Raw genomic sequence first — 24,694 nt, 5'->3', positions numbered from 1 at the left:
CACGAACCGACGCCCGGCCTGTGCGGTTACCAGCACAGTTCGGGCGTCGGTCAGCCAGCTATTTGTCGGCCGCGGCGGCGTCGGTCTTGGTGCGCTTGCCGTAGCGCTTCTCGAAGCGGGCGACCCGGCCGCCGCTGTCGAGGATCTTCTGCTTGCCGGTGTAGAAGGGGTGGCACTGCGAACAAACCTCGACCACGATGCGGCCGCCCGGCTTGGTGCTGCGGGTCTGGAAGGTGTTGCCGCAGCCGCAGTGCACTGTGGTCTCTTCGTACGCGGGATGAATGTCAGCTTTCATCATGTCCTCTTCGATCGTTGGCCGCCCGGTGCCGCCGTGTTAAGCAGGGCTCGATCAGGCGTTTGGGCTCGAACTCCTAAGGACCTTTGCCGGTCCCGGGTGGTCGACCGTCGATTATGCCAGGTCAACCGCCATCACCCCAAACACCGAGATGCGCCCCCGCATTCCCGGGTCACCCGTCGCGGTCCAGGCGGGTGTAGACCTTGCTTCTCGCGTCGCGCGTCCAGATCGCACCGCCGTCGGGCAGCGGGCCGCGGGCGGAAAGCTCCCGCTTGAGGACCTTGTTGGTCGCCGTGGCGGGCAGCTCGTGGGTGAGCCAGACCCGGCGGGGCCACGCCTTGGGCGACAGATCGGGCTGGGCGGCCAGAAAATCGCCGAACTCCTCGGGCGTCAGGTGGGCATCGTCGGCCAGCACGATGGCGGCCATCACCTGGTCGCCGACGTGCTCGTCGGGCACCGCATACACCGCCACCTGGCTGATCGGCGCCAACCGCAGCAGGATCCGCTCGATCGGAGCGGCGGTCATGTTCTCGCCGTCGACGCGCAGCCAGTCACCGCTGCGGCCGGCGAAATAGATCCATCCGTCGGCGTCCCGATAGGCGAGGTCTCCCGACCAGTACATCCCGTTGCGAAGCCGCGAACTGGTGGCGTCGGGGTCGTTGTAGTAGCCGGAGAACAAGCCGCCGCCGGTGGTGTTGACCAACTCCCCGATCGCCTCGTCGGCGTTGGTCAGCGACCCGTCTTCGTCGAACGTGGCCACGGGGCATTCGGCCAGCGTGTCCGGGTTGTAGATGGCGACCCCGGGAAATCCGCGGCCCAGCGATCCCGGCGGGCAGCCGTCTTCGCGGGCGATGATGATGGCGCCCTCGGTGGCGCCGAAGCCGTCCCACACCGTGCAGTCGAAGCGTCGGCCGAATTCGGCGATGTCGCGCTCGCTGGCCTCGTTGCCGAACGCGACCCGCAGCGGATTGTCCTGGTCATCGGGCTGCTCGGGAGTGGCCAGGACGTAGGCGAGCGGCTTGCCGACGTAGTTCATATAGGTGGCGCCGTACCGGCGCACATCCCGCAGTAGCCCGGAGGCCGAAAACGTCGCGGGAACCATGGCCGCGCCCGCACCGACCGCCACGCTCCACCCGGCCAGCAGCGCGTTGGAATGGAACAGCGGCATCGACAGATAGCAGACGTCGGAAGAGTCGACCTTAAACCTCTGGGTGAGGTTGATACCGGCGAACAGCACGGTCAGGTGGGCTATTTGCACCGCCTTGGGCTCGCCGCTGGTGCCGGAGGTGAAGATCATCATGAACGTGTCCGTCGGCGTGACCTCGCGATGCGGGGTGAGCGTTCCGGCATCCAGCGACGAGGCCAGCAGCTCCTTCCAGGACTCGCTGGTCACGTCGAACACTTGCACGCCGGGCAGGTCGAGGCCGTCCAGCAGCTCGCGGTGCGCCGGGTCGGTGACCAGGATCTGGCAGTCGGCCCGCAGAATGTCTCTGACCAGCGCCTCGCCGCGGCGCGTGGTGTTGATGCCGCACAGCACGAACCCGCCCAGCGCGGCCGAAGCCATGAGGGTGAGCATCTCGGGCGTGTTGCCCAGCAATGCGCCCACGTGCAGCGGGCGGTCGGGGTCGGCCGCGCGGATCAGGGCCGCCGCGGTTGCGCTGGCATCCGCGAGATGCTCCCGCCAGGTCCACACCTGGTCGCCGTATCTCAGCCCTGGCGTGTCCTGGTCCAGCCGCTCACGAAGCAGTTGTTGAAGCGTCTCCGGCACGGCTCAACAGGCTAGTCCGGCTAATCCGAAACTAGTCATTGTCCATGTTGCCCGGTGTCGTCTTGGACACCTGGACCAGGAACTCGTAGTTGGTCTTCGTCTTGCGCAACTGCGACATCAGCAGGTCGATGGCCTGATGCGAGTCCAGACCCGACAGCACGCGGCGCAGCTTGTGCACGATGCCGAACTCGTCGGGCGAGAGCAGCAGCTCGTCCTTGCGGGTGCCCGAGGGGTTGACGTCGACGGCGGGGAAAACCCGTCGTTCCGAGATCTTGCGGTCCAGCTTGAGCTCGGCGTTGCCGGTGCCCTTGAACTCCTCGAAGATGACCGTGTCACCGGTGGACCCGGTCTCGACCATCGCGGTGGCGATGATGGTCAGCGACCCGCCCTCTTCGATGTTGCGGGCGGCACCCAGGAAGCGCTTGGGCGGGTAGAGCGCTGTGGAGTCGACGCCACCGGACAGGATGCGGCCCGACGCCGGCGACGCGTTGTTGTAGGCACGGCCCAGCCGGGTGATCGAGTCGAGCAGCACGACGACGTCCTTGCCCTGCTCGACGAGCCGCTTGGCGCGTTCGATGGCCAGCTCCGCGGCCTGGGTGTGGTCCGACGGCGGCCGGTCGAAGGTGGAAGCGATGACCTCGCCCTTCACCGAGCGCTGCATGTCGGTGACCTCTTCAGGACGCTCGTCGACGAGCACGACCATGAGGTGGCATTCCGGGTTGTTCCTGGTGATCGCGTTGGCGATGTCCTGCAGGATCGTCGTCTTACCCGCCTTGGGTGGCGACACGATGAGCGCGCGCTGGCCCTTGCCGATCGGCATGATCAGGTCGATGACGCGGGTGGTCAGCCGATCCGGGGTGGTTTCCAGGCGCAGCCGCTGGTTGGGGTACAGCGGTGTCAGTTTCTGGAAGTCGGGGCGCTTCCTGGCGTCTTCGACCGGTCCGCCGTTGACGCTGTCCAGACGCACCAGCGGGTTGAACTTCTGCCGCTGATTGGGCTGCTCGCCCTCCTTGGGCACTCGAACCGCGCCAGTCACCGCGTCGCCGCGGCGAAGGCCGTTCTTGCGCACCATGTTCATCGAGACGTAGACGTCGTGCGGGCCGGCGAGGTAACCCGACGTGCGCACGAAGGCGTAGTTGTCGAGCACGTCAAGGATGCCCGCCACTGGCTGGACGACGTCGTCCTCGCGCAGTTCGGTTTCGGTGCCTTCGCCGGTGCGCTCGCCGCGCCGCCTGCGGTCGCGGAACCGGCGCCCGCGTCGACCCTGACGACCGTCACCGTCGTCGTCCTGCTGATTCTGGTTCGAGTTCTGGTTCGAGCCGCCGCGCTGCTGACCCCCGGAGCCTTGCTGGTCACCGCCGTCCGATCCGCTGTCGTCGGACTTGCGGTTGTCGTCGGACTTGCGGTTGTCGTCCGTCTTGGCGTTCTGCTGGCCCTTCTGGCGCTTGCCGTCCCCGTCGGCGGCCGCGTTGCTGTCGCCGTCCTGTTCGCCGTCGCGGGAGGCTGATCCCGCTTCGCGGGCGGCGCCGCGACGTTCGCGACGGGGTGCCTCGGCAGATGAATCCTTTTGTTCCTCTTGGGCGGCGGTGGCTTTCGCGCTGGCCTCTTTGGGCTCTTTCGGCTCTTTGGGCTCTTTAGGCTCTGAAGCCTCGGCGGTGCCGTTGGCTTCGGTCGACGGCGCCCGCGAGGCGGCGGAGGCGCCGTTGGCTTGTCCCCTGGTTTCCTGAATCGCCGCGATCAGTTCGTTCTTACGCATGCCCGACGTCCCCTTGACGCCGGCCTGGTTGGCCAACGCGCGCAACTCGGGCAGCACCATCGTGGACAGTGAGCCGCCCGGCGCAGCCGCCTTGACGTCCGGCGTGGCAGGGGGTGTGTCAGTGGTCACAGAGTTCGACGGCGCACCGCTCTCAGTGCTTTCGCCAGCCGTGATGAGGTCCGTATCAGTCACGGATTTCCTTTCTTCCCTCGCTGATCAGTTGATGCGGGGGTTTCTAAAAGCCGCGCATTCAGCACAGTTGCCGAGTGCGTCCAAATCATCGACTTCGCAACGGTGATCGCCAGGACTGGCGGTTGAGACGGCGAACCTCGTTTACGAGAAGAATTGGTGGTGTCCTAGCGGCAAGGCAGTATGGATGCAGATGCAGATGCTGCGATTGCTGGACGGCTCCGAGGATAGCCCGCTTCCCAGCCTGAAGCAAGCAAACTCACCCGCAAAGGTGTGGATCAACTTGGGACTGTGACTCCCGGGCTCCAGCGTACTCCGTCGCCGGCGGTCATCGTGACAATCTTGAATCCATTTGCGGAGCCGTACTCCAACGCTTCCGCAGGCAACTGCGAGTCGGTGCTCAAGGCAATGACCGCAGGTCCCGCCCCAGAAAGCGTCGCCGCGACGTTATGACGCCGCAGCAGCCCCAAATATTCCGCGGACGCCGGCATCGCGGGGGCGCGTTGCGGCTGATGCAGTACGTCTTCGGTGGCCGCGAGCAGTAGGTCGGGGCGTTCGGTCAGCGCCACCACCAGCAACGCGGCGCGGCTGAGGTTGAACCGCGCGTCTTCGTGGCTGACCTGGGCGGGCAGCAGCACCCGCGTCTCCGCGGTCGACGAGCGTTCCTCGGGAATCGCAAGGAACAGCCGGATTTCGGGATGCAGCCGCAGGGGCGCCGCCGAATAGACGGGCTCGTCGCCGCCGCAGTCGGTCCACGAGACCACCGCACCACCGAGTACGGCCGCCGCGGCGTTGTCGGGATGACCCTCGAACTCCGACGACAGCTGTATCAGCTGCCGCTGGCTCAGCGGTGTCGAATCAGTCTGCGCGACAAGCCCATTGACCGCCGCGAGCCCACCCACCACCGCCGCCGCGGAGGAGCCCAGGCCGCGGGAGTGCGGGATGGCGTTGCGGCAGCGCACCAACATGCCGGCGGCACTGACCCCGACGGCTTGCAGCCCACGCAGGACCGCGCGCACCACCAAGTGATCGGGCCCCAACGGCACCTGGTTGGCGCCCTCGCCCTCGACCAGCACCACCAGAGCGGAGTCCTCGGAATCTATTGTCTCGACGACTATCTCGTCGCACAGATTCAGCGCCAGGCCGACGCTGTCAAAACCCGGGCCGAGGTTGGCGCTTGACGCCGACACAACCGCACTCCCTGCCAGCCCGGCAGGCAGTATCCGCGTCACCGACAAACCGCCACTAGACAAGCCCCAGCTTTTCGACCACGAGAACCGGATCAACAGGCAGCGCGGACACTTTCGGCATATCCTTCAGCGCCGTGTCAGGGTCCTTGAGGCCGTTGCCGGTCACCGTGCACACCACGGTCGACCCGGGCGCCACCCAGCCGTCGTCGATGGACTTCAGCAGGCCGGCGATGCTGGCCGCCGACGCTGGTTCGACGAAGACGCCCTCGGCACCGGCCACCAGATGGTAGGCGGCCAGGATCTCCTCGTCGGTGGCGGCCAGGAAGCGCCCGTTGGACTGCTGCTGAGCCTCGACGGCCGACGTCCACGACGCCGGGGCACCGATGCGGATCGCGGTGGCGATGGTTTCCGGATTGCTCACGGGCTCACCCCGCACCAGCGGCGCCGCGCCCGCAGCCTGGGTGCCGAGCATGCGGGGCAGCTTGTCGATCACGCCGTCGCGGTGGTACTCCGTATAGCCCTTCCAGTACGCGGTGATGTTGCCCGCGTTGCCCACCGGCAGGGCATGCACGTCGGGGGCGGTGCCCAGTGCGTCCACGATTTCGAACGCCGCCGTCTTCTGGCCTTCGATGCGCACAGGGTTCACCGAGTTGACCAGCGAGATGGTCGGGAAGTCGGAGGTCATCTTGCGGGCCAACTCGAGACAGTCGTCGAAGTTGCCGTCGATCTGGATGATCTTGGCGCCGTGCATCACCGCCTGCGCGAGCTTGCCCATCGCGATCTTGCCCTGCGGAATCAGCACGGCGCAGGTGATGCCGGCGCGGGCGGCGTAGGCGGCCGCCGAAGCCGAGGTGTTGCCCGTCGATGCGCACAGCACGGCCTGCTGCCCGCGGGCGACGGCGTCGGTGACCGCCATCGTCATGCCGCGGTCCTTGAAGGAGCCGGTGGGATTGAGCCCCTCGACCTTCAGATGGATGGTGCAGCCGGTCCTTTCGGAGAGCCTGGGCGCAGGGATCAGCGGGGTGCCGCCCTCGAGGAGGGTCACCGGGGTCCAGTCGTCGCCGACCGGCAACCGGTCGCGGTAGGCCTCGATCAGACCCGGCCACGGCGTGTGCACGGCGGTCACAGGCTGGTTCCTTCCAGTCGCAGCACGCTCGCCACACTTTCCACGACGTCCAAATCGGCCAGTGCCTCCACGGTTTCGGCCAGCGCGGCCTCCGTGGCGTGGTGGGTGACGACAACGATGCGGGCGCCCACCCGGCGACCGCCATCGTCCACCACACCCTCCTGGCGGACCTCGGCGATGCTCACCTCGCGCTTGGCGAATTCGGCTGCCACCGAGGACAACACGCCGGTCTTGTCCGCGACGTTCATGCTGACGTAGTAGCGCGTCGAGATGAAACCCATTGGTGCAACCTGAAGTTGGGCGTACTTGGATTCGCGTGGTCCGCGACTGCCCAACACCCGGTTACGCGCGGCCATCACCAGATCACCGGTCACCGCCGACGCGGTCGGCGCGCCGCCCGCCCCCTGGCCGTAGAACATCAGGCGTCCGGCGGCCTCGGCCTCGACCACCACCGCGTTGAACGCCCCGCTGACTGAGGCTAACGGATGCGACAGCGGCACCAGCGCCGGATAGACGCGGGCCGAAACCCGTTGCTGGCCTTCGTCGGTGGTGATGCGCTCGCAGATCGACAGCAGCTTGATGGTGCAGCCGAGCCCGCGCGCGGACACGAAGTCGGCCGGGGTGATCTTGGTGATGCCCTCGCGGTATACATCGTCGGCGGTCACCCGGGTGTGGAAGGCGATGGAGGCCAGGATCGCGGCTTTGGCGGCGGCGTCGTAGCCCTCGACATCGGCGGTGGGGTCGGCTTCGGCATAACCCAGCGCACCGGCGTCGGCCAGGGCGTTGTCGTAGTCGGCGCCGGTGCTGTCCATCGCCGAGAGGATGTAGTTCGTGGTGCCGTTGACGATGCCGGCCACCCGGAGCACGGTGTCACCGGCCAGCGACTGCGTCAGCGGTCGGATGACCGGGATGGCGCCGGCGACGGCGGCCTCAAAATACAGGTCGACATGCGCGTTTTCGGCGGCCTGCGCCAGTTCGCCGGTGGACGTGGACAACAGCGCCTTGTTGGCCGTGACGACGGACTTGCCGTGCTCGATCGCGGTCAGGATGGCCTTGCGGGCCGGCTCCACCGGACCCATCAACTCGACGACGATGTCGACGTCGTCACGCGACACCAGCTCCTCGATGTCGTCGGTCAGCATCCCGATCGGCACCCCGCGGTCGGCCGAGACGCGGCGAACGCCGATGCCGCGCAGCACCAACGGCGCCCCGACGCGGGCCGCGAGATCCTCCGCGCTGTCCTCGATGATGCGGACAACCTCGCTGCCCACGTTGCCAAAGCCGAGTACCGCTACGCCGACTGGCTTTTCTGCCTCTCCTTTACGGGGCACGGGTCACCTCACTTCCAGACTCAGGAGATCGTCGACCGTCTCGCGGCGCAGGATCAGGCGGGCCCGTCCAGCGCGCACCGCCACCACGGCGGGACGGCCGATCAAGTTGTAACGGCTCGACAGCGAATAGCAGTAGGCGCCGGTCGCGGCCACCCCCAGCAGGTCGCCGGGCGCCAGATCGTCGGGCACCCACGTGTCGCGCACGACAATATCGCCGCTCTCGCAGTGCTTTCCGACCACACGCGCCAGCACCGCCGGGGATTCGCTGAGCCTAGAGACCAATCGGGCGTCGTACTGCGCGTCGTACAGGGCGGTGCGGATGTTGTCGCTCATGCCGCCGTCGATGCTGATGTAGCGGCGGTGTGCGGTGGTGCTCACGTCGACGTCTTTGACGGTGCCGACCTCATACAGCGTGATGGTGCCGGGCCCGGCGATCGCGCGGCCCGGTTCGACGACCAGCTTGGGCGCCGGCAGCCCGACGGCCGCGGACTCCTTGCTCACGATGGCGCTCAGCTTGGCGGCCAGGTCGGCGATCGGCGGCGGGTCATCGGGCGGTAGGTACGAGATGCCCAGTCCCCCACCCAGATCGACCGTCGACAGCTGGGCGGTCTTTTCGGGCCCGAATTCGGCGACGACCTCGCGCAGCAGGCCGATGACGCGGTGCGCGGCCAGTTCGAAGCCGGCGACATCGAAGATCTGCGAACCGATGTGGCTGTGCAGCCCGACCAGCCGGAGATGGTCGGTCGCGAAAACCCGGCGGACTGCGGCGATCGCCGCGCCGCTGGAGACCGACAGGCCGAACTTCTGGTCCTCATGCGCGGTGGAGATGAACTCGTGGGTGTGCGCCTCCACGCCTACGGTGAGTCGCACCAGCACGTCCTGCACGACGCCGGCCTCACCCGCGATCGCGTCGAGACGCTCGATCTCGATCATCGAGTCCAGCACGATGTGCCCCACACCGGCTTTGACCGCCGCGGTCAGCTCCGCGATCGATTTGTTGTTGCCGTGCAGGTTGATCCGCTCCGGCGGGAAGTTCGCGTGCAGCGCGACGGCGAGCTCGCCGCCGGTGCACACGTCGAGGGACAGGCCCTCCTCGTCGATCCAGCGCGCTATTTCGCCGCACAGGAAGGCTTTTGCGGCGTAGTGCACGTTCGCCCCGCCGCCGAAGGCTTTCGCGGTCTCCCGGCAGCGGGAGCGGAAGTCGTCCTCGTCGATGACGAACAGCGGAGTCCCGTACTCGGCGGCCAGATCGGTCAGTTTGACGCCCGCTATGGCGGCGGCACCAGATTCGTCGCGAGTGGTGTTGCGCGGCCACACATTCGCGGCCAGCCTCAGGAGTTCGTCGGCTGACTGGGGCCGCGGCGGGCTGCTGGCGGGGCGTGTCTCTTCGGCGTGCCGGGGACCGGCGGGGTGGACGTTCACATGCGCTCCGGGGCGGTGACGCCGAGTATCGCCAACCCGTTGGCGACGACCTGCCGAGTGGCCTGGCACAGCGCCAGGCGCGCGGTGTTCAGGTCGGTGGGCTGCTCGTCGCCCTGGGGCAGGATCCGGCATGCGTCGTAGAACCGGTGGTAGTCACCGGCGAGGTCTTCAAGATAGCGGCAGACCCGGTGTGGTTCCCGCAGGGACGCAGCGGTTTTGAGCACGCGCGGGAATTCCCCTATGGTGCGCAACAGCGTGCCCTCTTTGTCGTGGCTCAGCAGTTCCAGGTGGGCTGCGTCGGGAATCAGGCCTAGTTCGGCGGCGTTGCGGGCCAGCGCGGAGAGCCGGGCATGCGCGTATTGCACGTAATAGACCGGATTTTCGTTCGACGCCGACGACCACAGGGCCAGGTCGATGTCGATTGGGGTGTCCACCGACGAGCGGATCAGGCTGTAGCGCGCGGCGTCGACGCCGATAGCCTCGACGAGGTCGTCCAGCGTGATCACGGTGCCCGCGCGCTTGCTCATCTTGACCGGCTGCCCGTCGCGGACCAGGTTGACCATCTGCCCGATCAGCACCTCGACGGTGGCGGGGTCCTCACCGAATGCGGCGGCCGTCGCCTTGAGCCGCGCGATATAGCCGTGGTGGTCGGCACCGAGCATGTAGATCAGCAGGTCAAAGCCGCGCTCCCGCTTGTCCAGGTAGTAGGCGAGATCCCCGGCGACGTAGGCCGGCTTGCCGTCGCTCTTGATTACGACGCGGTCCTTATCGTCACCAAAAGCGCTGGTGCGCAACCAGGTTGCACCGTCCTTCTCGTAGATGTTGCCGTTCTCACGGAGTTTCGCGATGGCCTGGTCGACGCGGCCGCTGGTGTGCATCGAGTCTTCGTGGGTGAAGACGTCGAAGTCCGTGCCGAACTCGTGCAACGACTCCTTGATGTGGGCGAACATCAGATCGACGCCGATCGCGCGGAAGGTTTCGCACATCTCGGCGTGGGGCAGGTCGAGCGCGTCGGGCGCCTTCGCGAGCACCTGCGCGGCGATGTCGTTGATGTAGCTGCCCGCGTAGCCGTCTTCCGGCGCCGGCTCCCCCTTGGCGGCGGCGACCAGGGAGTTGGCGAATCGGTCGATCTGCGCGCCGTGGTCGTTGAAATAGTATTCGCGCACCACGCGGGCGCCCTGCGTGCTGAGCAGGCGGCCCAAGGCGTCGCCGACGGCGGCCCAGCGGGTGCCGCCGATGTGGATCGGCCCCGTCGGGTTGGCGGAGACGAATTCCAGGTTGACGTTATGCCCGGCCAGGGCGTCGGAGTGACCGTACGTGGCGCCGGCGTCGATGACGTCGTTGACGACCTTGGCCTGCGCGGAGGTTTCCAGACGGATGTTGATGAAGCCCGGCCCGGCCACCTCGGCCGAGGCGATTCCGTCGACCCGGGTAAGCGCCTCGGCAAGCCAGCCGGCCAGCTCACGGGGGTTGGCCCCTACCTTCTTGCCGACCTGTAAGGCCAGGTTGGAGGCGTAATCGCCGTGCTCGGGGTTGCGCGGGCGCTCCACCGTGACCGTCTGCGGCAACGCGGACACGTCGAGGTCACGCTCAGCGAGCACCGCGGCGGCGGCGATCTTGAGCAGCTCAGCGAGGTCGACGGGGGTCACGAGCGTCCATCCTATTGGCTGGGGTACTCGCGCCTCGAATCCATTGCGGTGGCCGAGCCGTCATCGCGATGGGTTAGTCTGTTCGGGCCCAATGGCGCAGCATCTCGCTAAAGCGCCCCCGTAGCTCAGGGGATAGAGCGTCTGCCTCCGGAGCAGAAGGCCGCAGGTTCGAATCCTGCCGGGGGCACCAGGTCGTTGCGGGTTTTGGATTCACGCGGGCTATATCCGGGCTATTTCGGTGGTGCGCTGTCGGACCGCCGCCCTACCCTGATCGGCACTATGACCGGCGTTCTCGATCTCTCTGACTCCCGCGCTCGCCTCATCGAGGCCAAGGCTCAGCACGGCGAGCTGATGAGCGTGTTCATGGGCTGGATGGAGAGCGGCGGCATTGGTGTTCGGACCATCCGACACCCCCAATTCGCGATGTACCGCTGGGAGGTCGCGGTCACCACCGAGCCGGCAAAGAACCTGTCGTTGATGGCCGGACAGATCATCAACAACATCCGCTCGGCGCTCGAATATGTTGCCTTCCAGGTCTATCTGGTCGCCGGGGGCGAACCAGACGGCAAGCTGGCTGACAAGGTTGCATTCCCCATCGTCAACACTGCTGACCCCTGGGACTCTATGGTCAAGAAGAAGGTGCCCGATGTCTGGTCGGAGGCCGCTGACCTCATGAAGGCCGCGCAGCCTTTCTCCCAGACGGGCGAGGAGGTCAACGCGCTCCCGACATTGCGGGGTCTGGGCGGCACCGACAAGCACCGCAACCTCGTCCTGTGCGCCGCGGCTGCGTTTTCGGCTAACGCAGTTTGGCCCTCGGGTAAGGGCATCGGCGTCGACATCTGGCTAGATCGTGCGCCCGGCGACGTCGACAAAGGGCCGGTCATCCCGATCAAGCCCGGTACGTCAGTCCCGGTGGCGCGAGTGTCGGTCTACCCCGAGGGAGTACCGCACGACGACGCAGTGATGCTCTGGTCGTCAGGTATCAGATTCGACCAGCCGCCTCCACCCAACGTCGACTTCAGTTTCCGCGCCAACAACGGCACCGAGGTCAGCCTGTTCGCCGTGGGCGATCTGATCGACCACGTGGCGACGATCGTTGAGACTTTCGCCGACCTGCAGGGCGCACGACTCCAACGAGTTGCCCCTTGGCCTCGCGGATGACCGCCTTCTCGCCAACGTCGTTCCTGCTGAGTTCACGACGCGCTGCGGGCTCACCGGCCAGATGACGTACTCGGCCTCCAGCGTCCCCGGTCGCTCGTTGCGCACAAACGGATTCAGCACGGGCGTCGCACGTCATGAACCGTGCTTTCGGGTCGTGTGCCAGACCTCGATCTGCCGCTTAATGAGCACGTCGGCGGCGTCCCACATGGCCTTGGACAACATCTCGGTGTGGATGCCCGCTGCCTCGGCCGGCGGTACCGCTTGGGGTGGCGGGTGGCGTTACCGGCGGGCCGCGCATCGCGATCATGCGGGCACCGCCGTGCGGAGGCGGGTGGCAAGGGCGTCGGCGTGCGCAGGATTGAGCGCGTCCGCCTCGGCGTCGATCACCCGGCGGCAGCGCCAATAACTCAGCGCCGCACGGCAAGCCGCGACGTCGGGGTCTTCATTGCCGCGTCCGCGAGCGAGGTACGCGGCCAGCCGACCCGACCACTGCGCCGGAGTCAGCGTGGTCGGATCGGTGAGAATAATCGTGCTCTGCATATCCCCACCATCTCAAGTGAGGGTGCAGCGACGGTCGAGGTGACATCCGGACGTACGACACAGCGCCTGAGATGCCCGCGACAACGCTTAACGCCTGCGGTCGGCCCGAAAATCGGCAACAGTGGACATCCGAGGGAGCTAGTAACGGAGGATCCGTCGCTGACGGCTGAAAAGGAGTTCACTTGCGCGATCTGATTGCCCGTGCCGTAGAGCGACGTGCCGTGGAGGCGGCAATTTGGGGAATGCCGTTAGTCAACGTCGATGCAATGCGGCAGGCGTACTTCCGGGCGGGCGCGCAGTACAACGACGTGATCTTCTGGTCGAACCCGAACACGTGGATGAACCAGACGACAACGCCGAACCACTCGACCAGTTATGTCATGTTCTTCGTGAACCTCCAAAACGGGCCGGTTGTGGTTGACGTCCCTCCCGCCAGGGAGCAGGCGCTATACGGAAGTCTTATCAACGCATGGAACGAGCCGATGCTCAACGTCGGCAATACCGGCCACGACCAGGGCGGCGGAGCGAAATATCTGATGCTGCCGCCTGACTTCGAGGGCGAAGCTCCCGAGGGATATGTGGCGGTGCCCTTCAGCACCTTCAACGCATACAGTCTGCTGCGCATCATCCTGAAAACCCAAGGCGCTGCTGACGTACGCAGGGGCATTGAATATCTCCACACGCTAAGGGTGTATCCGCTCGACGACGCCCTCGATCCGACTGGCAGGTTCATCGACGTCGCCGAGCGACCCTTCGAGGCCGTTCCTTTGTACGACGCAAGTTTCTACCAATCACTGGCACGAATGGTGGCCGAAGAGCCGGTTCAGGAACGTGACCTCGCAATCATGGGTCAGTTAAATTTGTTGCACATCGGTAAGGGTCTTACCTTCAACCCCGACGAGCCGATGAATGAAATTCTGGCTCGAGCAATTCATGAGGCGCATCAGTGGATGATGGAGGGCTACGCCACCAACGGCGGTCCTGTCTGGTCGGGCGCAGGAACACGGTGGCGCTTCCTGCTCGATATCCCGTTAGCGGAATCCACAGGACTCACGTTCCTAGAACCGGGCAAAGATCTCCGCATCGACGTCCGCAGCTATGCCTGGTTCGCCATGTTCGGACCAGGCGTTCCGCCGCCCCCGCAGCTATATGTCAAGAGCTACGAGACCAATACCGGAGAACGGCTCAACGGCACTCATCGGTACCACCTGCGAGTGCCGGCCCGTGTGCCCGCAAGCCAGTTCTGGGCCGTTGACGTTTACGACGCCGCAACCGGAGCCTTCATCCGAGAGGCAGCCGTCGTCGGCTTGGATTCCTATAACCAAGATCTGGCAGTAAACGACGACGGCACCGTAGACGTCTACTTTGCAACCGAGCCGCTGCCGGGGCAGGAGTCCAACTGGATCATGACCGAGTCGGGTCGTCCGTTCTTCGTCATGTTCCGCATCTACGGTCCGGAGAAGCAGGCGGTCGATGGCTCATGGATGCTCAACGACATCGAACAAATCGACTAACCACAATCGCGAAAGGCAATTCAGTGGACAACGGCGATTACGCGGTCGAAGACCTTCAGTTGACCCGTGACATGATTCAGCGAGCTTACGACGATGCGGACCTGGCTCGCGCTATTGAGGCTTACAAATTCTTCTATCCCACCGTCTCAGGAGCGGCCGTTGTCAAAGGTAGCGCACAGATCGGAGTCGTCCCGAACAAAGTTTTCGGCGTCCTGGACTGCGCCCCCGAACAACTTGTCTTCACGGGCAACTCCGATACCCCCTACGGGCCAATCTTGCTTGACCTAGGGGTCGGCCCGATGGTGGTCGAACTACCTCCCGGACCGCTGATCGTGTTCTCAATGGACATCAATCAACGCTGGATCGCAGACATGGGTCTTCCTGGCCCAGACGCCGGGAATGGCGGCAAGCACTTGCTGCTGCCACCCGACTACACGGGTGACCTTCCAAGTGAGGGCTACTACGTCCATCGGGCTACTGGTAACCGACTAATCGTCGGTGCGCGCTCGCTACCGGTCGGCGGCGACGTCGCAGCGGCCAAGGCCCGGCTGACGACCATCAAGGTATATCCGCTCAACCCAACGGCGGGCTGGACCGAACCCGAATGGCGCGACGTCACCGGCAAGACCCAAGACACCACGCCACTCGAATGGGAAACCAACATCGCCTTTTGGGAAGTTCTGCACCAAACCATCGACACCGAACCTGCCTTTGATGGCTACCGCACTGCCTACGGCGAACTCGCCGCACTCGGCATCGCGAAGGGTGCGCCATTCATCCCCGACGCAAGAATGGCGTCGATCTTGCAGCGGGCGGCGCAAGTCGCCAACGCGCAAATGCGTGTGCAGTCCTTCGCCGACCGACGCCCCGACTGCATCGTCTGGGAGGGCCGCCAGTGGCAGTGGGCATCGCTGCGGTACGAAGACGGCGACTTCAATAAGGCTGGCCGCGTTGACCTCGAAGCCCGCGAAAAATGGTTCTACCAAGCAATCGGGGCGTCGCCCGCAATGTTCCGACGAGATACCCGTGCCGGGTCGCTCTACTGGCTGGGCCTATGCGACAACGAGGGTGGCTACCTCGACGGCGGAGCAGCCTACAAACTCAGCGTGCCGCTACCCGTACCGGCCAAATTATTTTGGTCGGTTACCGTTTACGACATCGACACGCGGTCACAGATACAGACATCGCAGGGAAAGGCGGCTCTGCGGTCTCTATTCGAATTGACGGACATCTCGGGTAATACTGTCGAACTGTTCTTCGGCCCAACACCGCCGGATGGTGCGGAAGGAAGATGGATCGAAACGCTGCCCGGAAAGGGCTGGTTTGTGTACTTCCGCATCTACGGACCCGAAGAAGCCGCTTTCGACAGCACCTGGAAGCCTGCAGACTTCGAGCGAGTGGCTTAGTTCGCGATTAAACGTTTGAGCAAGTCAACTGATCGAGCTGAACCGACTTCGGGTTTTCGTCCTCGGTCGGGCCGCGCCCGTCCCACCGCGCCAGGGCGGTCGACAACTGCTCGACCAGCTGCGCCGGAATCATCGGTCGCCAGCCCGCCTCACCCGTCGACCTGTTGCTGCCGGATTCGGCTGCGAGCGTTGACGAGAGCCAGCCGGAATCCACTGACGACGACGGCGCACCGGAGGATGACGCCGACCCCGCCCTCCCGACCTGGGAGGATTTGTCCCTGCTGGGGAGGATCAATCTCGTGCCGACACCGTTTTCAGCCGAGTTCCGCGCCGATGTCATCGCCGTAGCCCGAAAAGGGTGAGGCAAGAGCGCACGGAGCCGCGAGCGCGCGGCCACCACCTATCAGCCTCACAGGACTACAAATCCCATTCGAGACCCAGATGCGACGGCCCGGCACCCCAATATTTGGTCGATTGAAACGGCTTATCGGGACCACCCGTGCGCGTAGGTTCGATACATCAACGAAGGCGGACGGCCGGGGGCCAGCAGGCCGGATTGGGGGATGTCAAGATGAGGCGCACGTGGAGGGTAGGCGTGACTTCGGTGATGTTGGCCGTCGCTTTGGCTGCGTGCGGGAGCAAACTGAGCACTGCTGATCTCAAGAACCGCGTAACGACCGACATGATGAAGGACGGTTGGCTCATCGGGGTCAACCTCACCTGCCCGGACAAGGTGGACTCTCACTACGGCGACTTCGAATGCGATTTCACCGGAAGAAAAGCATGGAGTAACCCGTACGATCCAAGCACAGGAAGCGTGCCCATGAAAGGCAAGGTGAAAGTGTGGCTCAAGGACGAGCAAGGGAAGAGCTGCGACTATGTGGGCGATTACAGCGGTGACGCATCCGGACATGTAAGTGGCCACGTGGGCTAAGCCTTGGAGATGGCGACTGATAACAACATTTCGGACGCAACAAAGCTCAGGGCAATCACAGAAGCTTTAGATCGCGGCGGCGTGCCCGTCAAAACTTGAAATCGAAGTATTCACACTGGCTTACGAAGGCCGTTTTTTCGCAGTCACTTCACGCACGGCGCGAGGGATGCACGCGAGGCGCCTTTTGGTGCAGCAACGGGAGGACAAATGGCCGATTCGTTCGCCGAACGTGTTGGCCGGAGCACCTGCGTATTAGACCCTTTCCAGGTAGAAGTAGGCGTAGCGACCGTTGTCGAGGGCGTTCTTGCCGTTCATGATGCCCATCACGGCGTGGTCGTCGATCTTCTTGAAGTGGTCGTGGACGGGTTGTCCGTCGAAAACCATCGTCGCGGTGACCTCGCCGCGAAATTCCTGCATCCAGAGGCTGGCTTCGCCGTTGACGGTGTTCGAGTACTTGTTGCCCTCGGCGTCCAGGCAGACCAGCGGCTTCGCGTCGCTGGCCGAGTTGAAGGTCTTGCCGAACCAGTTGATCAGGGACAACGTCCCATTTTCCCGGTGGCCGGTGTCGAACTCGCCGCCCTGCCACTCACCGATCATGAAGTCGATGGTCGCCGGCTCGAGTGTGGCCCAGAACTCGTCGAGGTCGGCGTCGGGGATCAACATGCGGTGCGGCCCGGTCACGAGACGCTGTCCGGCGCGCTCCTTGAACTCGGTGAACTTTTGGCGCGCGAGGGCGTGGGTGTTTGCTGCAATGTTCATGGCATCGATGCTTCAGCCAGCGACGACGTCGCGGTAGCGGCCGGGTTTTTGTGGCGATACAAGCGTGCCTTGTACCAACAGGCTCAGACCGGCAGCACGGTCCCCGTGGCCGGACCCAGGATGATCTGCTGGCCGCCGGGCGGCAGGTACCCACCGGTGGGGCCGTAGATGCCGTAGATCGGGGTCATCGGCCCCCCGCCGGCGTAGATGTCGTTGATCCAGCCCGTGGCCAGGGTTTGCACGGCTTCGGGGTTGCCGCCCGGCGAGAAGCTGGTGAACAACTGCGCGATGAAGTCGATCACCGGCTTGTCGCCCACCAGCGAATCGACGTGCGAGCCATTCAGCAACTCGACCCCGACGAACTGCCCCGGGTACAGGCTGACAAGTTGACTCGTGGTGGCGCCGTTGGCATTCCACGCCTGTGGCGGTGCCGCCACCACATAGTCGGGGATGTCCAGCGTCTTCAGGTTGGCGATCGCGGCCGCGAAGGACGAGGAGTTGGATGCCACCCCGTCGAACATCACCACGCCGAGCAGGTGGTTGCTGGTGGTGTCGCCCGCAAGGCCCGTGATGTAATCGCCGGCGGCGATCGTGGCCAGGCCGCCGCCGGCGGAGTGGCCGGTCATCGTGAAATCCTGCGGCAGTGTGCCGTGGTACCCGGCCTGGCTCGCGCTCGCGTTCAGCGCCGACTCGCTGCCCAGGAACAACGTGCTGACGGCCTGCTGCATTGGCGCGCCGCTCAGCGAGACGCCGTTCGGCAAGGGAATCGATGACACGGTGGGGACGACCACGATGCTGTTGGTGCCCTTAGCCAGGGCGATGGCCAACGTGCTGTACCAGCCGCCCGTGCCCAGGAAGCCGTGCTGCAGATAGATGACACCGCGGGCGTTCACGGTGCCGTCGGCCTGGGTCGGGAAGTACCAACGCACCGGCGCGTCGTAGCCGTGGGGACCGACCGGAATCTCCAGGTAGGACGACCCCTGGGCGACCCCGGTCACCTGGCCCGGGGTTCCCGTCCCCTGCGTCACACCGCCACTGCCGGAACCGAGGGTCCCGTTAAAAAAGCCGCTGATCAGCCTGCCGCCCAGACCGGGGCCGGTGGTTCCGGCGACGGCAGGACCGACGGCGGCCTTGCCGAAGAGCGGTTTCCCGGTCAGATAGATGAAGGGCGAAAAGAATCCCTGGTCGAAGAACTGCTGCTGCACCCCTTGGACCAGCAGCGACACATTCGAGACCTCGGCGGCCGCGTACGTCGCCCCGGCGCCGCTCACCGCCCGCACAAACTCCGCATGGAACTGCGTCGCCCATGCGCTCAATTCCCGAAACGCCTGGCCATAACCACCAAACAATCTGGTGATGGCCACCGACACTTCGTCACGAGCCGCCGCGGCGATCGCCGTCGTCGCGGGCGCCGCGGCCGCGGCCGCCCCCTCAATCGCCTCCCCGATCCCGGTCAAGTCGGACGCAGTCACGGCGAAAGCCTCGGGCGCTGCGATCACATACGACATTGGCGGCTCCGATCACGCGGCGCGACAACCTCAGGACCAGCTACAGAATGGCACACTCGGCGACGACTCCGCGATGGTTCATATTTATCTTCGACGTCGGCTCGCGGCGCGGTCCCCGCCTATACGAGTCCTCTATGAGAACGCCTCTACATGCGCTTTCACCTGCACTTTCCCGACTACTTTCGCTGATGTAGCCCGCAGACAATCTCCCGAGGACATCAGGCGGAAGCATGAGAATTAACGGGTTCATCGCGACAATTGCGGTCTTGTCCGGCTTGGGTTTCGGCGGACCAGCGCCACTGGCCCGGGCGGAGCTTCCGTCGATGGACGGCGTCTACACGTACGAGGACGAAGACGGCATGGTTGCCACGTGGATCGTCAGGACCACGTGCACCCCGGAGTGCGTCGCACACGTGACGACGGGGCCGGGCTTGGGTTTCGACGCCCCTCTGGTCGACGGCCGTTACGCGGTCACCCGGACAGTCCCCCAAGGTGCGATCTGCCCGCCGTACACCATCGGGGACACCGGCTCTGTGTTCGACGGTGGAAAGCACCCGGTCAGGGTCTACCAATGGTGGGACCCGCAGACGCTGCGGGGCGAAGTGGACTTCCTGGATACCTCCGCACCCTGCGGTCTGCACGACCTGCGTGACACGTTCACGCTCACCAGAATCGGCTAGAGCCTGTCCCGCAACTAGCGCCTAACGGCAAGGTGTTTGCCCACCTGCCGCGTGCCCGCGTCTAGTTGCCCCACGATTTAGTCCGCGCCAACGCATCAGGCGCGTAACCCGGTCCCTAGAAGCGTGCCCTCGACGCGCGGGCCTTGGCCGTCGCCGCCGCACAGACAGCTCGACTCAAGACATTTTGTGCAACGTGAGTGAAATGTGCCTGGTCAATCGTAGGAATCTCGTTTGAACACCCCGAAACGCGTTTCAGCAGCCCATATGCTGATACATTGCGTACACATTGTCCTTGGGCAACTAGGCTCCGACCGTAGGCGGGGAAGATGAGGACGAACAGCGTCATCGCAATCTTTGCACTAGGATGCTGCGCCTGTCTGGGCGTAGCCGGATCACCCGCCAGGGCTGAAGTCCCGGCAACGGACGGCGTCTACGCGTACACGGAGTCCGACGGCGTGGCGGCGTACTGGACGATCAGGACTACGTGCACACCGGACTGTGTCGCTCATGTCACGACGGATCCGGGCCACGGGTTCACCGCTCCGCTGGTCAACGGCCGCTACACCGTTACCCGGGATGTCCCCGACGGCGTCCAATGCCCCGGCTTCTTCCTCGGGAACAACGGCGCGATGTTCCCCGGCTGGACGTATCCGGTGACCGTCCGCCAGTGGTGGGACCCAGTCACACTCGCCGGTCGGGTGGACTTCCTGGACAGCCCGTCGCCGTGCGGTATTCCGCACCCGCGTACCCGGTTTGTACTTACTAAAGTCGGTTAGCCGGACGATCGACTGCCGAGGAGTTCATCTGGCGTGGCCCAAGGTGTGCTGGTGTGTAGTTCTTATCGGTCATTCCGTCGCGCGCGCTTCACCGCGTAACGCACCGCCCACTTTCTTGGGCCGGACGAACTAGAACTGGCAGAGAACACGAGCGTCTTATCGCCGGGCTGCAGCGTGACAAACCCCGCCTTACGGTAAGTCTGTGCGCCAACGTCGCTCGCATCGATCACGCTCGGCGTCCAGCCGTGGGCCTGGCACAACGAAAGCCACGCCTGAAGAGCCTGAAACCACGCATCCGGATCGCCGACCGGATCTCCTATGGCTAGGCAAACGCCGATCTTGACGCGGTAGATGATGGCAGCACGGCCACTTTCGGCGAACAACACCGCGGTCTCCCGGCTCTCGAATTGCGATACGGGAGCGGATTGGCCATGAGTTTCAAGCAGGCCGCGAACAGCCGACTCGTCCCGGGCAGTGAGCGCATTGGCGGCGAACTGCGACCGGGACCACACCACCGCTGCGCCCATCAGAGCCAGCGCGCCCAACAAGCCCATGATCGTGTTGACGAACGCCTGCGGTCGGCCGGTGAACAAATTGGAATCCGCGACGGCGAACCCGGCCACCCGGTTGAGCACATACAAGAAACGATGATCCGGTGTCAGCGTCCCGGGAAACATCTGGATCAGGCCCCAGGACAACAGGATCCCGATCATCCACCCGATGATCAGCGCTGCGGCGGCTTTGACCGACGCACCCCTGCGGACCTTGGCCCGAAACTCCGGATAGCTCAGGATCAACAGGATCACAGCCACGCCGTGGAACGCGAATCCGAGACTTTCACCGAAACTCTGCGCCGGGGTGTTGCCGCCCTGGGCAATGTCAGCGACATTCAAAACGGCGGACAGCACCATGATGCCGAGCAGCAGCGACCAGGCAATCCGCTTGCGCGCGATCAACCCCGCGGCGAGCAGTGCCAGCAGGACCGACCACGCGATGCTGGTATCCGGGAATAGGAACAGGTAGCCGTTGATGAATTCGCGAGGTACCCGGACAAGTTTCCGTACCGGCGCGAGAACGCTGGTAATCAGCACCAGCATCGCGATGATTCCGACCGTCCAGCCCGCAGCGGCCGGCACCCAGCAGAACAACGACGTTCGGCGACTCGATGCGGTTACCACACCACCAGCCGCGCCGCCGACGGGCGCGGGCTCTGTCTGGCCAGACGGCGAGGCCTTCTGAGTGGGCGGCTCGGCGCCGGCGCGGTGGGGAGCCGGCTGCGTGTCTCGCACGCGGGTCGGATTCGCGACGGGTTGCTCTGCCGGGACGGTGATGGCGTCGCGCGCGGCGGTGGCCAACTCCACGGTGGTCGGATAACGCTGGTCGGGGTCCTTGGCCATTCCTGTGGCGATCACCTTGTCGACGCCGGCGGGCAGGCCCGGTCGAGCGGCAGAGGGCCGCGGCGGCGGGCTATTGAGGTGGGCGGCGATCAGGCGCGGCGTCGTGTCGCCGGCAAACGGCTGCTGTCCGGTCAGGGCTTCATACAGCACACACGCCAGCGAGTAGACATCGACACGGCCATCCTCCTCGGCGCGGCCGTCCAGGCGTTCTGGGGCGATGTAGGCAAACGTGCCAATGGTGTTGCCCGACTTGGTCAATCGTGTCTCATCGATGGCGCGGGCGATCCCGAAGTCGATCAGATACGCAAAATCGTCCTCGTCGAGCAGAACGTTGGAGGGTTTGACGTCGCGGTGGATCAGGCCGACCTTGTGGGCGGAGAGCAAGGCTCTGGCAACTTGCTCGACGATGCGCACCGCCCGCGCAGGCTCCAGCGGCCCGTCGGACAACACGCTGGCCAGGTCGCGGCCCTCCACCAGCCGCATGCTGACAAACAGCCGGTCGTCGATCTCGCCGTAATCGTGGATGGGTATGACGTGGGGGCTGTTGAGGCCGGCGGCTGCCTCGGCCTCGCGGCGAAACCGCACCGCGAACTCTTCGTCGTGACCCGACTGAACGGGCAAGACTTTTATGGCCACCGTGCGTTTGGTGATCGTGTCGAATGCGCGCCACACCTCGCCCATGCCGCCGCGGCCTAGCACCTCGATCAGCCGGTAGCGACCGAACGGTGTGCCTTCGCTGGCACCGTCCACTTTCCGATTCCTTCCGACCCGGGCAGGGAACAAACCCCGGAACATGACCCTAGAAGCTGCGATGGACTAACACCGGTGAACGCCGCCGAAAGCGTCCGCGAAGGAGCTTGCAGATTTCTTGGAGTGGCGACGAGTTTGTCTGGTATGCCTACGCCGACAGCAGGCTATTCGCCGCGTGCACGGGAACTCCTGGTTTGATGGACGGTGATCAAGAACGAGCGCGGTTGAGCTGGTCCAGCAAGCGGCGAGCCGACCCGGATACCCACAGAGCTGATCATTTGACCGGTCAATCCGACGACTGGCTCGTCCCAGTCGGCACCCCCATCGACCTCGACAACTGTGCCCGCGAGCCCATTCATATTCCGGGCAGCATCCAGCCGCGCGGCGTGCTCGCGGTGGTGCGCGAGCCCGATTTCGTGGTGCGCCAAGTCAGCGCCAACGTCGGCGACCTGCTCGGTCACCCGGTCGACGCCGTCCTGGGCCGGCATCTGTCGTTGCTGATCGGTGCCGAGCAGGCGGCACTGGTCGAACAGGCGGCGTCGACCTTCGGCGACCTGCGTCAACGCAACCCGATCGAGTGTGTGATCGACGTCGCTGGTACGACACGCGCGTTCGACGCCATCCTGCACCGGGAGCCGGGCGGCGCGCTGCTGGTCGAACTGGAGATCGCCTATGGCGCTCGGCCGTTCTCCTTCCCGAACACCTATCAGGCCGTGCGCAACTCGGTCGAGGAGCTGAACCGGGCGGCCACGCTGACCGAGCTCTACGGCACCACCGCCGGCGCGGTCCGCGACCTCACCGGCTTCGACCGGGTGATGGTGTACCGCTACGACGAGGACTACAACGGCGAGGTCGTCGCCGAGTCCAAGCGCGACGACCTCAACTCGTTCCTCGGCCTGCACTACCCGTCCACCGACATTCCGGCGCAGGCGCGGGCGCTGTACGAGAAAAACTGGCTGCGGCTCATCTCGGACGTCAACTACACGCCCGCCCCGCTCGTGCCGGCTGTCGATCCGGACAAGGGCACCCCGCTGGATCTCACGCACGCCGTGCTGCGCAGCGTGTCGCCCATCCACGTCGAATACCTGCAGAACATGGGCGTCCATGCATCGATGTCGATCTCGCTGCTGCGGCACGGGCGGCTGTGGGGGCTGATCGCCTGCCACCACTACGCCGGTCCGCATCTGCCCCCGTTCGGCACCCGGGCAGCTGCCGAGTTCCTCGGTTCGACCCTGTCGCTGCGACTCGTCGACCGGTTCGAGGGCGACCAGCTGCAGCAGCGCCTGGCCGCGCAGGCGGTGCAGGCCAAGCTCACCGCTGCCATGCTCGACGACACCGAGTCGTTGTCGGCGGTGCTGCTCGGCGCCCCCGACCTGTTCGACCTGGTGCCCGCGGACGGCGTCGTCGTCGACATTCAGGGCGACCGCCGGGAGAGCGGGTCGGTTCCACCGCCGCGGGTGGTGTCAGCCGTCGCCGCGTGGGCGCGCGAAGCCGACGACGAAATCGCGAGCACGGAATGCCTGGCCCGCGAGCTGCCCGACCTCGACCTCGATCCGAAACTGGCGTCGAGCGTGCTCGCGCTCAATCTGCCCGACGGGCAGTACGCGATCTGGTTTCGGCGCGAGGTGTTGCGCCCGCTGGATTGGGGTGGCGATCCGCGCAACAAGGCGATCATGGTCGGCGACGGCGACGGCAAGGAGGTCCGCCTCAGCCCACGCAAGTCGTTCGAGCGTTGGCGCGAGATCGTCAGCGGCTGCGGCGAGGCGTGGACGCTGAGCGAGACCGAGTCCGCCGAGGCGTTGCGGCGCGATCTGGTCGAGGCGCTGTACCGGCGCACGCGGGGCGCGCTGCGCGTGGCCGAGACGCTGCAGCGCAGCCTGCTGCCCGAGTCGATCCCGACGCTGGCGAGCTGGCACCTGTCCGCGCACTACGAGCCGGCGGCCGGCGACAACGTCGGCGGCGACTGGTACGACGCGTTCGAGCTGCGCGACGGCCGGTTGATCGTGCTGATCGGCGACGTCGCCGGGCACGGCATCACGGCCGCGGGCACGATGGCCCAGCTGCGCAACGTGCTACGCGCGCAACTGTTCGCCGGCGCCACACCTGCCGAGGCGCTGAACCAGCTCAACGACTTCTGCCTGCACATGATGCCGGGCGCCTTCGCCACCGTCATCGCCGCGCGGGTCGACCTCGACTCGGGGCGGGTGGAGGCCGCGTGCGCAGGGCACCTGATGCCGTACCTGACGAATCCGCTCAAGGCGGCCGTGCCGGCGCCGATCCAGCTATCACCGCCGATCGGCGTCAAGGGCGTGACCTACGCGCCGAGCGAGTTCACCGTCGAGTCCGGGGATGGACTGGTCTTGTACTCCGACGGCCTGGTCGAGCGTCGGGGCGAGCCGATCGACGACGGCCTCGCCCGATTGGCAGAGACCCTCGGCGGCGTCCGCGACGCCCCGGCGTCGTGGATCTCGGCGGCGATGGCGCGGCCACAGCTGGGCAATGTCGACGACGACATCACCATCGTCGTCCTGCGCCGGCCCTAA

Annotated in this window: 19 protein-coding genes and 1 tRNA gene; 8 read left to right on the top strand and 12 right to left on the bottom strand. The window is 65.5% G+C overall.

The annotated features are described in order from the left end of the window. Positions 1-58: 58 nt before the first annotated feature. The 8 genes from rpmE to argS form a co-directional block, all read right to left on the bottom strand. A complete protein-coding gene (gene rpmE / locus AC5Y5V_RS03135) occupies positions 59-295 on the bottom strand; it encodes a 50S ribosomal protein L31 (RefSeq protein WP_499931516.1) in 237 nt (78 codons plus the stop codon). 172 nt (positions 296-467) lie between these two features. Then, positions 468-2,063 carry a fatty-acid--CoA ligase FadD1 gene (fadD1, locus tag AC5Y5V_RS03130; RefSeq protein WP_499931153.1) on the bottom strand — a complete coding sequence of 532 codons (1,596 nt, stop codon included), beginning with the start codon at positions 2,061-2,063 and terminating at the stop codon, positions 468-470. Between the two features lie 31 nt (positions 2,064-2,094). Then, positions 2,095-4,011: a transcription termination factor Rho gene (gene rho / locus AC5Y5V_RS03125; RefSeq protein WP_499931152.1), complete on the bottom strand. Its 1,917-nt coding sequence runs from the start codon at positions 4,009-4,011 to the stop codon at positions 2,095-2,097. A 275-nt stretch (positions 4,012-4,286) separates the two neighbouring features. After that, positions 4,287-5,240 carry a homoserine kinase gene (gene thrB, locus AC5Y5V_RS03120; protein WP_499931151.1) on the bottom strand — a complete coding sequence of 318 codons (954 nt, stop codon included), beginning with the start codon at positions 5,238-5,240 and terminating at the stop codon, positions 4,287-4,289. A 13-nt stretch (positions 5,241-5,253) separates the two neighbouring features. Beyond that, entirely contained in the window at positions 5,254-6,324 is a 1,071-nt protein-coding gene (thrC, locus tag AC5Y5V_RS03115) for a threonine synthase (RefSeq protein WP_499931150.1), read from the bottom strand. Then, on the bottom strand, positions 6,321-7,655 hold the full coding sequence (locus tag AC5Y5V_RS03110; RefSeq protein WP_499931149.1) for a homoserine dehydrogenase: 1,335 nt from the start codon (positions 7,653-7,655) through the stop codon (positions 6,321-6,323). Before AC5Y5V_RS03110 ends, thrC begins: the two co-directional genes overlap by 4 nt. A 3-nt stretch (positions 7,656-7,658) precedes the next feature. After that, positions 7,659-9,077: a diaminopimelate decarboxylase gene (gene lysA, locus AC5Y5V_RS03105; protein ID WP_499931148.1), complete on the bottom strand. Its 1,419-nt coding sequence runs from the start codon at positions 9,075-9,077 to the stop codon at positions 7,659-7,661. Continuing rightward, positions 9,074-10,726, bottom strand: a complete 1,653-nt coding sequence (gene argS, locus AC5Y5V_RS03100) for an arginine--tRNA ligase (protein ID WP_499931147.1) — start codon at positions 10,724-10,726, stop codon at positions 9,074-9,076. Before argS ends, lysA begins: the two co-directional genes overlap by 4 nt. A 114-nt stretch (positions 10,727-10,840) precedes the next feature. Here argS and AC5Y5V_RS03095 point away from each other — a divergent pair. Continuing rightward, positions 10,841-10,916 (top strand) — tRNA-Arg (locus AC5Y5V_RS03095). A gap of 89 nt (positions 10,917-11,005) precedes the next feature. Further along, entirely contained in the window at positions 11,006-11,887 is an 882-nt protein-coding gene (locus tag AC5Y5V_RS03090) for a hypothetical protein (protein WP_499931146.1), read from the top strand. 303 nt (positions 11,888-12,190) lie between these two features. Here the strand turns inward: AC5Y5V_RS03090 and AC5Y5V_RS03085 are convergent, their stop codons facing one another. Then, the gene (locus tag AC5Y5V_RS03085; RefSeq protein ID WP_499931145.1) at positions 12,191-12,427 is read right to left on the bottom strand and encodes a hypothetical protein; all 237 of its coding nucleotides are present in this window, start codon (positions 12,425-12,427) and stop codon (positions 12,191-12,193) included. A 182-nt stretch (positions 12,428-12,609) separates the two neighbouring features. Between AC5Y5V_RS03085 and AC5Y5V_RS03080 the strand changes: the two genes are divergently transcribed. From AC5Y5V_RS03080 to AC5Y5V_RS03070, 3 genes are all read left to right on the top strand, one after another. After that, entirely contained in the window at positions 12,610-13,941 is a 1,332-nt protein-coding gene (locus AC5Y5V_RS03080; protein ID WP_499931144.1) for a DUF1214 domain-containing protein, read from the top strand. Between the two features lie 23 nt (positions 13,942-13,964). Beyond that, on the top strand, positions 13,965-15,347 hold the full coding sequence (locus tag AC5Y5V_RS03075; protein WP_499931143.1) for a DUF1254 domain-containing protein: 1,383 nt from the start codon (positions 13,965-13,967) through the stop codon (positions 15,345-15,347). 595 nt (positions 15,348-15,942) lie between these two features. After that, positions 15,943-16,281 carry a hypothetical protein gene (locus AC5Y5V_RS03070; RefSeq protein ID WP_499931142.1) on the top strand — a complete coding sequence of 113 codons (339 nt, stop codon included), beginning with the start codon at positions 15,943-15,945 and terminating at the stop codon, positions 16,279-16,281. A gap of 252 nt (positions 16,282-16,533) precedes the next feature. On the opposite strand, the gene AC5Y5V_RS03065 is transcribed toward AC5Y5V_RS03070, so the two are convergent. Both AC5Y5V_RS03065 and AC5Y5V_RS03060 read right to left on the bottom strand, forming a co-directional pair. After that, a complete protein-coding gene (locus AC5Y5V_RS03065) occupies positions 16,534-17,040 on the bottom strand; it encodes a DUF4334 domain-containing protein (RefSeq protein ID WP_499931141.1) in 507 nt (168 codons plus the stop codon). 83 nt (positions 17,041-17,123) lie between these two features. Beyond that, the gene (locus AC5Y5V_RS03060; protein ID WP_499931140.1) at positions 17,124-18,548 is read right to left on the bottom strand and encodes a PE domain-containing protein; all 1,425 of its coding nucleotides are present in this window, start codon (positions 18,546-18,548) and stop codon (positions 17,124-17,126) included. A gap of 266 nt (positions 18,549-18,814) precedes the next feature. On the opposite strand from AC5Y5V_RS03060, the gene AC5Y5V_RS03055 reads away from it, so the two are divergent. Together AC5Y5V_RS03055 and AC5Y5V_RS03050 are read left to right on the top strand one after the other, a co-directional pair. Then, positions 18,815-19,228 (top strand): hypothetical protein, encoded by a 414-nt coding sequence (locus tag AC5Y5V_RS03055; RefSeq protein ID WP_499931139.1) that lies wholly within the window; start codon positions 18,815-18,817, stop codon positions 19,226-19,228. Positions 19,229-19,554: 326 nt separating this feature from the next. Next, positions 19,555-20,004: a hypothetical protein gene (locus AC5Y5V_RS03050; protein WP_499931138.1), complete on the top strand. Its 450-nt coding sequence runs from the start codon at positions 19,555-19,557 to the stop codon at positions 20,002-20,004. Positions 20,005-20,066: 62 nt separating this feature from the next. Here AC5Y5V_RS03050 and AC5Y5V_RS03045 read toward each other — a convergent pair whose 3' ends face one another. Next, on the bottom strand, positions 20,067-22,082 hold the full coding sequence (locus tag AC5Y5V_RS03045; RefSeq protein WP_499931514.1) for a serine/threonine-protein kinase: 2,016 nt from the start codon (positions 22,080-22,082) through the stop codon (positions 20,067-20,069). Between the two features lie 347 nt (positions 22,083-22,429). Here AC5Y5V_RS03045 and AC5Y5V_RS03040 point away from each other — a divergent pair, with 347 nt between their 5' ends. Next, positions 22,430-24,694 (top strand): SpoIIE family protein phosphatase, encoded by a 2,265-nt coding sequence (locus tag AC5Y5V_RS03040; RefSeq protein ID WP_499931137.1) that lies wholly within the window; start codon positions 22,430-22,432, stop codon positions 24,692-24,694.

This window comes from Mycobacterium sp. NGS68 (assembly GCF_059812195.1).
This window is presented reverse-complemented; position numbering and strand designations above follow the sequence as displayed.

Bases quoted from the DNA above. Each gene is read 5' to 3' on its own strand.
- AC5Y5V_RS03065 (WP_499931141.1), bottom strand. From the start codon at position 17,040: ATGAACATTGCAGCAAACACCCACGCCCTCGCGCGCCAAAAGTTCACC.
- AC5Y5V_RS03090 (WP_499931146.1), top strand. From the start codon at position 11,006: ATGACCGGCGTTCTCGATCTCTCTGACTCCCGCGCTCGCCTCATCGAG.
- rpmE (WP_499931516.1), bottom strand. From the start codon at position 295: ATGAAAGCTGACATTCATCCCGCGTACGAAGAGACCACAGTGCACTGC.
- AC5Y5V_RS03045 (WP_499931514.1), bottom strand. From the start codon at position 22,082: ATGGGCGAGGTGTGGCGCGCATTCGACACGATCACCAAACGCACGGTG.
- AC5Y5V_RS03060 (WP_499931140.1), bottom strand. From the start codon at position 18,548: ATGTCGTATGTGATCGCAGCGCCCGAGGCTTTCGCCGTGACTGCGTCC.
- AC5Y5V_RS03085 (WP_499931145.1), bottom strand. From the start codon at position 12,427: ATGCAGAGCACGATTATTCTCACCGATCCGACCACGCTGACTCCGGCG.
- AC5Y5V_RS03050 (WP_499931138.1), top strand. From the start codon at position 19,555: ATGAGGACGAACAGCGTCATCGCAATCTTTGCACTAGGATGCTGCGCC.